At 73.8% G+C, this 11,994-nt stretch carries 9 protein-coding genes; 4 read left to right on the top strand and 5 right to left on the bottom strand.

The window, feature by feature from the left end; all coding sequences use genetic code 11:
* Positions 1–32 precede the first annotated feature (32 nt).
* Positions 33–1,478, top strand: coding sequence for a toll/interleukin-1 receptor domain-containing protein (locus tag AGRA3207_RS16855; RefSeq protein ID WP_231335595.1), 1,446 nt, complete (start codon positions 33–35; stop codon positions 1,476–1,478).
* Positions 1,475–3,409 (top strand): SPFH domain-containing protein, encoded by a 1,935-nt coding sequence (locus tag AGRA3207_RS16850; protein WP_231335594.1) that lies wholly within the window; start codon positions 1,475–1,477, stop codon positions 3,407–3,409. The genes AGRA3207_RS16855 and AGRA3207_RS16850 overlap by 4 nt, the downstream gene beginning before the upstream one ends.
* A 12-nt stretch (positions 3,410–3,421) precedes the next feature.
* Here AGRA3207_RS16850 and AGRA3207_RS16845 read toward each other — a convergent pair whose 3' ends face one another.
* The 4 genes from AGRA3207_RS16845 to AGRA3207_RS16830 all read right to left on the bottom strand — a co-directional run bounded on the left by AGRA3207_RS16845 (position 3,422) and on the right by AGRA3207_RS16830 (position 7,355).
* Entirely contained in the window at positions 3,422–4,057 is a 636-nt protein-coding gene (locus tag AGRA3207_RS16845) for a toll/interleukin-1 receptor domain-containing protein (RefSeq protein WP_231335593.1), read from the bottom strand.
* An 85-nt stretch (positions 4,058–4,142) separates the two neighbouring features.
* Positions 4,143–5,228: a glycosyltransferase family 2 protein gene (locus tag AGRA3207_RS16840; RefSeq protein WP_231335592.1), complete on the bottom strand. Its 1,086-nt coding sequence runs from the start codon at positions 5,226–5,228 to the stop codon at positions 4,143–4,145.
* 18 nt (positions 5,229–5,246) lie between these two features.
* Positions 5,247–6,614: an arylsulfotransferase family protein gene (locus tag AGRA3207_RS16835; RefSeq protein WP_231335590.1), complete on the bottom strand. Its 1,368-nt coding sequence runs from the start codon at positions 6,612–6,614 to the stop codon at positions 5,247–5,249.
* Positions 6,615–6,716: 102 nt separating this feature from the next.
* The gene (locus AGRA3207_RS16830; protein ID WP_231335589.1) at positions 6,717–7,355 is read right to left on the bottom strand and encodes an O-methyltransferase; all 639 of its coding nucleotides are present in this window, start codon (positions 7,353–7,355) and stop codon (positions 6,717–6,719) included.
* A 213-nt stretch (positions 7,356–7,568) separates the two neighbouring features.
* Between AGRA3207_RS16830 and AGRA3207_RS16825 the strand changes: the two genes are divergently transcribed.
* On the top strand, positions 7,569–8,771 hold the full coding sequence (locus tag AGRA3207_RS16825) for a glycosyltransferase family 87 protein (RefSeq protein WP_231335588.1): 1,203 nt from the start codon (positions 7,569–7,571) through the stop codon (positions 8,769–8,771).
* Here AGRA3207_RS16825 and AGRA3207_RS16820 read toward each other — a convergent pair.
* A complete protein-coding gene (locus AGRA3207_RS16820; RefSeq protein ID WP_231335587.1) occupies positions 8,710–10,242 on the bottom strand; it encodes a glycosyltransferase family 39 protein in 1,533 nt (510 codons plus the stop codon). The two genes, AGRA3207_RS16825 and AGRA3207_RS16820, sit on opposite strands and share 62 nt — an antisense overlap.
* Positions 10,243–10,618: 376 nt before the next feature.
* Here AGRA3207_RS16820 and AGRA3207_RS16815 point away from each other — a divergent pair, with 376 nt between their 5' ends.
* Entirely contained in the window at positions 10,619–11,914 is a 1,296-nt protein-coding gene (locus tag AGRA3207_RS16815) for a DegT/DnrJ/EryC1/StrS family aminotransferase (RefSeq protein ID WP_231335586.1), read from the top strand.
* The last annotated feature ends 80 nt before the right edge of the window (positions 11,915–11,994 follow it).

Below are 11,994 nucleotides of genomic sequence, written 5' to 3'. Positions count from 1 at the left end.
GACGTCATCTCCGTACGTGAGGGGGCACCGCGTTGGCCGAGGTCTACCTCGCGTACGGGAGGGCGGACGCCGCATGGGTCCGCGGGTTATGGCGCCGCCTTGACCGGCACGGGATCGACGCGTTCTTCGACGAGCTGATCCCGCCCGGCAAGGGCATCGTCCACACCCTGGAACAGGCGATCCTGGACACCACCGCCGCGGTCGTCGTCTTCGGCCCCGGGCTCGCGGGCGACGGCTGGGCCCTCGACGAGTACGCCGCGCTCTTACGGTCGTGCACGGAGAAGGGCCTCCCGTTCATCCCGGTGACGTTCGGCGGCGCGCCCGTCCCGCCGTTCGCCCGCAACCGGGTCCGGATGGACTTCGGCGACGCCGCCGGGCCGGACCTCGACCGCCGGGCGGCCGAGCTGGCGGGCATCCTGCGCGACGAGGCGACCGGGTACGAGGTGCCCGAGGGGACGGTGCTGTCCGAGCCGTCCCGGCCTCTGCCCGAGCCCCGGCGGCGGTCCGTGGTGGTGTGCTACGCCCCGGCGGACGCCGAGTACGGCCGGCGGCTCGTCGAACGCGTCCACGGGGCGGGCCTGCCGGTGTGGTCGGTGCGGAGCCTGCGGCCCGGCGACCGGCACGTCTGGACGATCCGGCAGCAGTTGCGCCACGCGACGGCCATCGTGGTGGTGATGTCCCCGGCGGCGGACGAGTCCGAGGACGTCACCCGCATGATCCTCGAAGGCGAGTGGCACGGGCGGGAGTTCTTCCCCGTCTGGCTCGCCGGCGACCGGCACTACCTGCTCGCCAACCTGTGGTGGGCGGACGCGCGGACCGGCGGCCCGCTCGCCGACGGAGCCCTCGCCCAGCTCGTGGAGCTGCATGAGGCGGTGCTGAGCGGACGTCCCGCGCCGCAGGGCGAGGCGCCGCCCGAGCCGTCGCGGTCCGCCCCGGCCCTTCCGTCCGTTTCGCCGGTTCCCGCCGTGTCGTCCGTGTCGTCCGCGGCGTCCGTTCATGTCCCCGCGTCGCTGGGGTTGAAGCGGCTGCGCGCCGCCCTGGCCGAGCGCGAGTTCGAGCACGCCGACCTGCTCACGACGGCGCTGCTGCTGGAGGCCGCGGGACGGGCCGGAACCGGCTTCATCGGGTGGGGGGACGCCGCCGGGTTGCCGTGCGGCCTGCTGTCCAAGGTGGACCGGCTGTGGGCCGCGGCCACCGACGGCCGCCAGGGGTTCCGCGCCCAGACGACCGTCGCGCCGGCCGGCGGCAGGAGCCACCTCGACTTCCTCGTCCTGGCGGGCAAGCTCGGCTGGCACCACCCGGACAGCGGGGCGATGCCCGCCTACCCCGAGTTCGCCGCGCGGGCGCTCGGCCGGCCCCGCTTCTTCCCCACGCTGCGCAACCCGCGCGGCGAGCAGCGCGCGAACTGGTACGACCTGTGGACCGAAACCGTGCTGACCGTCCATGCGCGACTACAGAAGTGCGGGGTCCGCCCATGATGTTCTTCGTGCTGTTCCTGCTCGCCCTGGCGGCCGCCGGCGGGGGACGGATCTACTGGCTGGGCCGCCGTGTCGTGCCGGTCGACCACGTCGGCATCGTCCGGCAGGTGTGGGGCCGCCCTCATTCCGACCGCAGGTACCGGAACGTCGTGCCCGGCTCCGCGCGGGGGATCCACGCGGGCACGCTCCTCGCGCAGCGGCCGGCCTTCCTGATGCCCTGGCTCTACACCGTGGAGACCGTGCCGCGGATCCGCGTCCCGGAGGGGAGCATCGGCGTCGTCGTCGCCCGCGAGGGCAGGAAGCGCCCCGGCGACCGGCCCGTGGCCATTCTCCCCGAGGGCGTGGACTGCGACCATTTCCAGGACGCGGCGGCGTTCCTGCTCGGCGGCGGCGAGGAGGGCCCGCAGGCGATGACGCTGGCGGGCGGCACCTCCTACGACATCAACACCGTGCTGTTCGAGGTGCGGATCGTGCCGCGCACCTACGTCCCCGACGGGACGGTGGGGGTGGTGATGGCGAAGGCCGGCGGGATCCGCGAGCCCGGCCAGGCGTTCGCGTGCCACGTCCCGTGCCGCGACTTCCAGGACGGCACGGCGTTCCTGCGGGGCGGCGGCGAGCAGGGACGCCAGCTCGCGGTGCTCGCCGGCGGCACCTACTACGACATCAACCCGGAGCTGTTCGAGGTGCTGACCACCACGAACGTCGGCGAGGGCCGGGAGGGGCTGGCCGCCGTCCAGCTCAAGCTCACGTCCATCCCGGTGGGGCACGCGGGCGTCGTCATCACCCGCGACGGCGCCGAGCCCGAGGACGAGGAGACGGTCGGCCCGGTGGTCAAGGGGCACGGCAACTTCCGGCTGCCCTGGGTGTTCCTGGCGGCGGGCGGCCGCCGCGGCGTCCAGCAGGAGACGCTCGCGCAGGGCTCCAAGTACGCGCTCAACCCGTGGTTCGTCGAGGTGCTGCTGGTGCCGACCTTCCTGCTCAACATGGAGTGGAACAAGAAGGACCCGGCCAAGAAGGGCAACTACGACGCCCGGCTGCACGAGCTGGACCTGGAGACGAGCCAGGGGATCCGGCTGCGGGTCGAGGTGTCGCAGTCCCTGCGGATCCCGCCCGACGCGGCGCCCAAGCTCGTGAGCAAGTTCGGCAGCTCCCCCGACTCGGGACGGCTGGCGGGCGGCGCGCTGACCGACGACCCGCAGCCCGTCCAGCGGTTCGTCGAGCGGGTCCTCGGCGCCACCGTGGAGACCTACCTCGTGGAGAACGCGGCGAGCGTCACGGTGAAGGACTTCCTGACGGGCGTCCGCCTCATCCGCGCGAGCCTCGACTCGCAGGTGAGCACCACGCTCGCCAAGTGGGGCGTGGAGGCGGAGCGCACCAACATCGAGCGGGTCACCCCGCTGGACCAGGTGTACTACGACGAGCGGCGGAAGGTCTTCGTCGAGGACACCCGCGGTGACGTGCTGGACCGCAAGAAGGAGCACGCCGAGGCCGAGAGCGAGATCGCGCTCAAGGAGATCGAGATCGAGAAGCGGCGCTACATCGCCGAGGCCGAGGCGGAGGCCGAGCTGCTCGGGCTCGACCACGTGCGGCTCACGCGGATGATCCAGGCGATGTCCAAGCTGCCCGTGCCGCAGTTCCTCGGCGGTGACCTGTCGGGCTATCTGGAGTCGATGCCGACGAGCGTCGTCCGCGGCCTGCTGGAACAGCTCGGTGCCCTTAAGGGACGGAAGGCGATCACCCCGGGGTCCGGTGTGCCGCACGTCCTGGAGATCGACGGCAGGCCCGTCGGCCAGGCCGGGCTCCCCGCCGGAGACGGCCACTCCGGCGAAGGCGAGGCCACGGAGGACGGGCCCGCGGACGACGCGTCCGCGCGGCGACGCGAGCCGTGGACCGCCGAGGTGGGCGGCGACGAGTCGGAGTGGACCGGCTGAGCGGGCACGGGGTCACACGCGCGCGGGACGCTCACCGCGCAGGGCCCGGACCAGCACGTCGAACCTCTCCTCGAACGGGGCCGGATCGCGGAAGTCCACGCAGCGGCGCGTCGCGAGGAAGACGGGGACCTCACCGGCTCCGCGGACGACGGGGATGAACCGCAGGCCCCGCTCGATCGAGCGGGTCATCAGCGCGGCGTACTCCTGCCGTGTCAGGGGCTCGTCGGGCGTCCGCGCGCCGATCACCATCAGCGCGTTCCGCGCCCTGCGGATCCCCGCCTCGATCCGCTCGACGAACACCTCGCCCTCGCCGACGTCCCACGCGTCGAGCCAGACCGTGAACCCGGCGGCCTCCAGCCGGACGGCGAGGTCCCTGACCCACGTCTCGTCGTCGCGCGAGTAGGCGACGAACACGTCCCGCTCGTCGCGGGAGGCTCCGCCCGGCGGCGGCCCCGCCGTCCCGTGCGCCCCCGCCGGCGGGGAGGCCGGCGCCGGTGAGCCCGGCGGAGCGGGTGCCGCGCGCGACGGCGCGGCGCGTGCCTCCCGTGACCGGCGCAGGTTGTGGGCGGTCCCGACGACGCCCGCTGTGGCGGCGACGACGCCCGCCGTTGTGCCGACAGAGGTGAGGATCAGCCACACCGCGTCCATTCTGTGAATGTAAGCCACCTTCGAGCGGATGTCGGCGTGTACCGCCATGACCATGTGCGGCCACCGGAGGCGCCGTCGCGGTCCGTCAGAGCGGGGCGCCCGGGACGTGCCGGACGTCGCGTTCGGAAGGCGGCACCAGCTCACGCCAGTCCCGGACGGACGCGCCCGTCCGGGGCTCCCCGGGGAAGGTGTTGGGCAGCAGGTCGTAGCGCTCCTCGTAGGCGAGCCTCAGCATCCGCAGCCGCCCCTCGGTCCGCTCCTTCACGAACGTGTCGGAACTCGCGCCGTACCGTCCCGAGGCCGAGTTCGCCAGCCGGAACTTCCGCGCGGTCCGCTCCATGTCCCGCAGCGGGAAGTGGTGCATCAGCAGGGACGCCTCGCTCTCCAGGACGGGCTTCCGGGACGGCGGCGCCGCGATGGTGTGCCGCCCGAAGGTGAACCGCAGCTCGCCGGGCCCGCGGACGAGCAGCATCTGGTGCTTCCAGTGCCCGGCGGGGCAGAAGCGGATGGTGTTCCAGTGGGCGTTCGGCAGCTCGTCGAGGGGATGGTGCCGGGGACGGGGCGCCGACAGCCGGCCCGGGTAGTGCTCCAGGACGCGGCTCCCGACCGTGTCGACCCAGGGCGGCAGGGAGCGGGCCAGGTCGGCGATGGTCATCCCTTCGGGGCCGCGGGGGAACTCGTCGGCGTCGACGACGACCCACCAGACGGGCCGCCCCGCCTCCTCCGTCCGCTCCTCGGCCACCCGGACGAGGCGCTCGGTCCGGCGCACCTCGTCGAACAGCCCGTCGCTGGCGTCGGAGATGACGGTCGCCCCCGCGGCCGCCGCCTCGGCGGCCGTCCCGTCGTCGGAGCCGTCGTCGATGACGAAGACCCTGTCGGCGCCCTGGAGCAGCATGTTCCGGACCGTCGCGTAGATGACGTCCTCTTCGTTCCATGCCTGGCAGAGCCCGTACACGAGCGGTTCCTCCGGACGCGGACCGCCTGCGCACGGGCGCGCCGGGCCGAAGCTCTGCCATGTCCTCGCGTACCTGCGCAGCCACGGCGGGATCGGCGGGTTGCGGCGCCGGGCCCCGGCCACGGCCAGCTCCAGCCCGTAACGCGGGTAGTCGAGGATCCTGGTCTCGGGCCCGTCACCGAAGAAGAACCCCTGGCTGCCCCACCTCTTCTTCATGTCGAGGCGCCGCCCGGGTCAGCGTCCGGCCGGCACGACGGGGGACGTCCCGATCGTCCGGCCGTCCGCGCCGAGGGCCTCGACCCGCACGACGCCGGGACGCGGGGAGGCGGGCAGCTTGACGGCGGTGTCGAAGCCGTCCCAGTCCACGACGTCGGCCTCCTGGAGCGCGTCCTCGGCGGGCCCGGCCAGCAGCCGCCAGCGGGCGACGCCGGTCGCGCCGTTCCACACCGCGCGCACCAGGTCGCCGTCCACCACCGCCTCCGGCGGGGTGTCCGGGCGGCCGTGCCATTCCTGCCGGAACACCCGGTAGGTGGTCCACCCGGGCCCGTCGGGCGTGGTGGCGTCGAACAGCAGCTCGCCGTCGGGGGAGAACTCGGAGATGCGGCCCGCGCGTCCCCAGCCGACCAGGGTGTTGCCGTTCGGCAGGCCCTGCGCGCTCCCCTCGACCGACGACGACAGGTGCTCGGGGTGGGTGAGCTGCCGGACGTGCGTCGCGACGCCGTTCCCGACGTCGGCGCGCAGCCACACCACGCGCGACTCGTAGCCCTCCATGCCGATGTTCGCGCCGTTGTCGAACACGCGGTGGACGCCGTCCCCGACCGGCTGCGCGTCGTGCGGCCAGTTCAGCCGCGCGCCCACGCCCAGCACGAGCGTGCTCGCGCCGCTGCCGAGCTTCCACAGGACCTCGCCGGTGCCCCGGTCCAGCTTGTAGAGCGCCTGCGAGTGCCGCGCCGTGACGATCAGGTTGTCATCGTCGTCCACGCCGATGGCGTTCACGTGCAGGTGGTCCCAGGGGCCGTCGCCCGCCATCTGGACGGGCAGGTCGCTCTCCCCGAGCGGGATGCTCTCGGCGCCGCTCCAGTGCAGCAGCACCTCGCCGGTCGCGATGTCGATCTCCTCGATGACGCTGTCGAGGATCAGGCCGTCCTCCCGGCCGCCGACGGGCGACAGGTCGTGCGTCTTCGGGTGGTAGCCGACGAGCAGCGCCGTCCCCCGGTCGGTCAGCAGCAGTTCGTGCAGGTCGGCGGGCATGCCGCCGCCCATGCGCAGCGTCGCGATGACACGGTAGGAGGTGTCGGCGATGTAGCAGGCGCCGGTGCCCGCGCCGGTGCGCGTCGCCTCGCCCTGCCACCAGGTGAGGACGGGCTCGCCCCGGTACTCCTGCACCCGGACGTTCGTGGCGTACTGGCCCTCGGGGACCGGGCGGAACCAGACCACCCGGCCCTGGTCGTCGGCGATCTGCGGGCCGTGCGGCGCGGCCGGCTCCAGGATGGACTGCGGCGACATGAACAGGTACCCGGGCGCCACACCGGCGCGCCTGGTCGTGACGTTGATCCTCCGGATCTCCTCGTACGGGGGCATGGGCGCGGTCGTCTCGGTCACGGGTTCCCTCCAGGACTCGGCTCGGCGACCATCGTCATCGCTGCCGCCCCGCCGTCATAAGGTCCCGATCGACGCACGAACGACCATGCCCAGGCGGGCGGCTCAGCGCTTGCGGACCATCGTGGCGCCGTCCCCGGACGGGAAGATCAGCGAGTCCACGCGGTCGTCGGCGTGCACGGCCTCGTTCAGCTCCCGGACGGCCACGACGTCCTCGGCGTCGCAGTCGTCCTTCAGGACGCGGCCGCCGCGCAGCGAGTCGGCGAGCAGGATCAGGCCGCCCGGGCGCATCCGCCGCAGCAGCTCCTCGTAGTAGAGCCGGTGGTTGACCTTGTCCGCGTCGATGAAGGCGAAGTCGACCTCGTCGTCCTCGGGCAGCGCGAGCAGCGCGTCGGCCGCCGGTCCCACCCGCAGGTCGATCTTGTGGTCCACGCCGGCGCGCTTCCAGTACCGCTCGGCGATGGCGGCCCACTCGGCGTTGATCTCCAGTGCGAGCAGCCGCCCGTCCTCGGGCATGGCGCGGGCGATGCACAGCGAGGAGTAGCCGGTGAAGACCCCCACCCCGACGACGCGCCGCGCCCCGGTGATCCGGGTGATCATGGACAGCAGCGCGCCCTCGTAGTGGGTGATGTGCAGGTCGGGGGCCGTCGCCTCGGTCTCCACCGCCAGGTCCCGCAGCACGTCGTCCGGGCTTTCGCAGTGCGACAGCAGGTAGCGGCCGAGGGCGGCTTGCATGGCGTCCATCCGTGTCCTCCTGGGTGCGGTGCGGCGCGATCACGCTAGGTCCGCGGGCGCCGTGCGGCCCAGCCACGTTCAGGCGCACCCTCGGGTACCACCGTTCCGGCCGCGGCGCGGACGGGCAGGCCGGACGAGCGCCCACCCGGCCATTCCCGGGCCTGCCGGATCGGGCGATTCTTGCTCCCGCCGACACCGCTTGTACAAGGGGGCCCGATCGAAATGGGAACCGACGTCCCGAGCACGCTGACAACGATTCCGGAGAACGGCGGCCGTCCCGTCCGGGAAAAGGTCCGTGACCGTCGCGTGATGCTGCACGCGGCGGGTGCCGTGGCCGGCTGGGGCGCGGGCGCGGTCGTGCTGGCACTGGCGTGCCACAAGGCGGTCCTCGGGCCCGGTCACGGAAGCGGCATGACGGACCTGGAGACCTACCGCGAGGCGATCGACTCGCTCCGGCACGGCCACGGCCTCTACGGCTACGACCGGGCCGGGACGGGCGACGGCTTCACCTACCCGCCGCTGGCGGCCCTGCTGCTCTTCCCGCTGGTCTTCGGCGGATTCCAGGGGGTGGCGGGCGTGTGGTCGCTGCTCACCGCGGGCTCGGTCGCGGCCATCGCGTGGGCGGCGGGCCGGCACGTCGCGCCGCCCGGGGTCGCGCGGGCGTCGGCCACCGGGGCGATGTTCCTGGCGCTCGCGCTCAGCGCGCCCGTGGCGATCAACGTGAAGTTCGGGCAGATCAGCCTGATGGTGTCGGCGCTGGTGCTGGTCGGGGTCCTGCGGTTCGGCCGCGCCGGGGGAGTGGCGCTGGGACTGGTGTCCGGCGTGAAACTGACGCCGCTCACCTTCATTCCCTATCTGTGGTTCGCGGGCCGCCGCCAGGTCGCTCTCATCGCCGCCGCCGTTTTCGCCGGGGCCTCGGTGGCGGCTATGGCGATCCTGCCCCATGACAGTTCCGATTTCTGGCTGACGACCGTCTTCCATGGCGACGACGTCTACGCCTTCACCTCCAATGGCAACATTTCGATCGAGGCGTGGTTGCAGCGGCTGGGCATGGGCGGGGGACCCGTCGAGAAGGGCGTCTGGCTGGTGTGCGCCTTGGCCGCCCTCGGCGCCGCGGTGCGCCGGGCCGTCCGGTTCGAGCGGGAGGGGGCACCGCTCACGGCCCTGGTCGTCGTCGGCGCCGCGAGCCTGATGATCTCCCCGATCTCCTGGACGCATCACCAGGTCTGGCTGGTGCTGGCCGCGTTCGTCCCGGTGCGCGGGCCGCGGGCCGCCCGGGTCGCGTGGCCGGCCGCCGTCCTGTCGATCATGACGTTCCCGCTGGACGACCTGCGCCTGTTCCTCGCGGCGGCCGTCGTGGCGGTCATCCCGTTCCGGTCGCCGGAGCTGTGGGCCCCGGCGCCGCCGGAGCCCGCCGCCCGGTGAGCAGGAGCGTGCCGCCACGGAAGTGCCATCGCCCGGCGCCCCCGGGCCCGGCGAAGCCCCCGGCCGCGCGCAGCAGGGCCTCCTTGCCGTCCCGGCAGGGGGAGCCGTCGCCGAGGCCCAGCACCCATACCCGGTTCACCCGGCCGAGCCTGGCGGCGGTCTCGGGATCGGCCGACGACGTGCCCGTCATCGTGCCCGCGTGTGCGGGGGACTCGTCCAGCGCGACGTCCACGAGCCGCCGGTAGGTGGAGCCGTAGGGTGCCATGACCCGGCGGTCAGCGCCGCAGGCGAACAGCAGCCCGTCCCCCGGACGGGCGTTCGCCCGCAGGATCGCGTCCATCGCGCGCAGGTCGTCGATGCGCGAGTCCTGCTGGCGCAGCTGTATGTGGCCGGGCACCGCCAGCGCGACGAGCAGCACTCCGGCCGCGAGCCGCCAGCCCGAGGCGAGGCGGGCGAGCCCGGCTCCGGCCGCGAGCGACGCCGCAGGCAGGCAGAACAGGACGTACCGGAATGTGTAGAGCGGCGTGACGAGGCTGACCGCCATCAGCAGCACCGGCGGGACCAGCAGCCACGGCAGCGCGACGCCGCGCAGGCCGCGCGCCCGCGCCAGCCCGTACCCGGCGGCCAACGCGACCGGCGCGAGCAGCAGCGACGACCCGGCCAGGCTCGACACCAGGACCCAGATCTCGCCGGGGGACGGCTTGGGCAGCCACGCGACCTGGTCGCGTTGCCGCGAGGTGACCCACGCGAGCGGCGCGAGCACGACGGCGACCGCGAGCACGGTGGCCGTCCAGCCGCGTGCGAGCGCGCGGTGCCGCCGCCACAGCGGCACCGCGTGCGCCGCCACGATCAGCGGTCCGAAGATGCTGACGGCGCCGAGCAGCGCGAGGCCCGCGCCGTACGCGGCGAACCGGCGCGCCGAGGCCCGCTCGGTGAGCTTCACGAACAGGCATGTGGACAGCACGGCGAGCGCCGTCACGAGCGCGTAGGACCGGGCCTCCTGGGCGTACCTGCCGACCGTCGGGGTCAGCGCGAACGCGGCCCCCGCGAGCACGCCGGTGCGCCGCCCGTCCAGCCGCTGCCCCAGCCACGCCACCCCGGCCGCGGCGACGGCGACCGCGAGGACCGAGGGCAGGCGGAGTACCGCCTCACCGCTGCCGAACACCCTCACCAGCGGGTGCAGCAGCAGGTAGTAGGCGCCGTGGACGGCGTCGGTGTGCCCGAGGAGCCGCCACAGCTCCGGCAGGGTGCGCCGCGTCGCGGAGACGGTGGCCGCCTCGTCCCGCCACGGCGACGCCATCGAGATGCCGGCCGTGCCTGCCACCAGGGCCGTGGCGAACGCGAGCACCTGCGGGCCGCGTCCGCCTGGAGCGGCGGTCACCTCGTCCGTCCCCTGCGTGTCCGGGGACTCCGGAGCCTCCGGCGCGTCGGCCGGAGGCTCCGGAGTCCTCGGCTTACGATCGATTCCCACGGCCCTGCACCCCGTTCGTCTTGGCGGCTCGTCCCGTCGTCGGCACGACCCGGATCGGCACGTCGCGGCATCGGCACGACCCGGCATCGGCGCGGCCTGGTCCACGCTAGGGATGCGGCCCGTCGCTGTCTGGCGCCTTTGGGGCGCTCAGACGGGCCTGCCAGATGGACGGCGGCGGTCCCGGGCGGCCGGGACCTGGCGTCCCGCCGCTCACCCTTCCGCCATGTCCGGACAGCCCATTCGTCCGCCCGGCAGAGCGGTCGGCGGGGGATATCGCCGCTCCGCCGCCGCCGACCACGATGGCAGCGCCCCATCGGCCGGAGGACGGCGCGCCCCTGCGCACCCAAGGACTTTGAGGAAAGAGCGGTGATGAGCCATGAGCGAGGCGCTCGGTGGCGCGACGAAGAGCGGCCCCGGCGAGGGACTCGCCGCCTACGGAGGCACGCCCGCCCGCGCGACGCCGTGGCCCGCGTGGCCGCGGCTCGACGCCGGGACCGAGCGCCTCGCCCTGGACGCGCTGCGCAGCGGCCGCTGGGCGATCAGCGAGATGCACAACGGCCAGGAGCTGTACGAGCGGCGTTTCGCCCGCGCGTTCGCCGCCTACCACGGCGTGGAGCACTGCATCCCGACCACCAGCGGCAGCAGCGCCCTGACGATCGCCTTCGAGGCGCTCGGGCTCAGCCGCGGCGCGGAGGTGCTGGTCCCCGGCCTGACCTGGGTCGCGTGCGCGTCAGCGGTCGCGGGCGCCGGGCTCGTCCCGGTCCTGGTGGACATCGACCCCGGCACGCTCTGCATGTCCCCGGCCGCCGCTGCCGCCGCGCTGACGCCGCGCACCGAGGCCGTCCTGCTCGTCCACTACGCGTGCAACACCGCCGACCTCGACGCGTTCACCGGCCTCGCGCGGCGGCACGGCCTCGCGCTGGTTGAGGACTGCGCGCAGGCGCACGGCGCCGAGTACCGGGGCAGGCCGGTCGGCACCTACGGCGCGATCGGCACCTACAGCATGCAGGAGTCGAAGGTCCTGACGTGCGGCGAGGGCGGCGCGTCCGTCACCGCCGACGCGTCCCTCGCCGGGCTCATGGAGCAGTACCGCGCCGACGGCCGTGTCTACTCCGTCAACCCGGGGGTGGGCGACCCCAACCTCCAGGACCGCGGCGACGTCCAGGGGCGGAACCTGTGCCTGTCGGAGGTGCAGGCGGCGCTGCTGCTGGGGCGCCTTGAGGAGATGGACGCCGAGAACGAGCAGCGGCGCGTGACCGCGGCGCTGCTCGACGACGCGCTCACCGAGATCGACGCGTTCTCGCCGGTCGCGGCGCCGGACGGATGCACCAGGCGCACCTACTACCGGTACTGCGTCCGCGTCCACTCCGACGTCAAGCCCGCCGAGGTCGAGGCGATGCAGAACGAGCTCAGCCACGAGCTGCGCGTCACCTGCGAGCCGCTGCACGACCCGCTGAACGACTGCCGCCTGTACAACCCGCTCGGATCGCCGCAGAAGTACGACCCGGCCCTGCTGACCCGGATCGACCCGAAGAACTTCGCGCTGCCCGAGTCGCTCGCCGCCCGGCAGCAGATCATGACGATCCCGCACTTCCTACTGCTCGGCGACTACGCCGACTTCAGCGACATCCGCCACGCCCTGCTCAAGGTCGCCGCGGCCCACGGGCTCTGAGCGGCCCCGGGTTCCGAGCAGCACACGGGCCGCCCCCACGCCCGGCGCGGCCCGCAGACTCCGCCACAAGCGAAGGGAAG

The sequence above is a fragment of the Actinomadura graeca genome, assembly GCF_019175365.1.
GTDB lineage: Bacteria > Actinomycetota > Actinomycetes > Streptosporangiales > Streptosporangiaceae > Spirillospora > Spirillospora graeca.
Note: the sequence above shows the minus strand (reverse complement) of the source record. Positions and strands in the feature narration are given on the sequence as shown.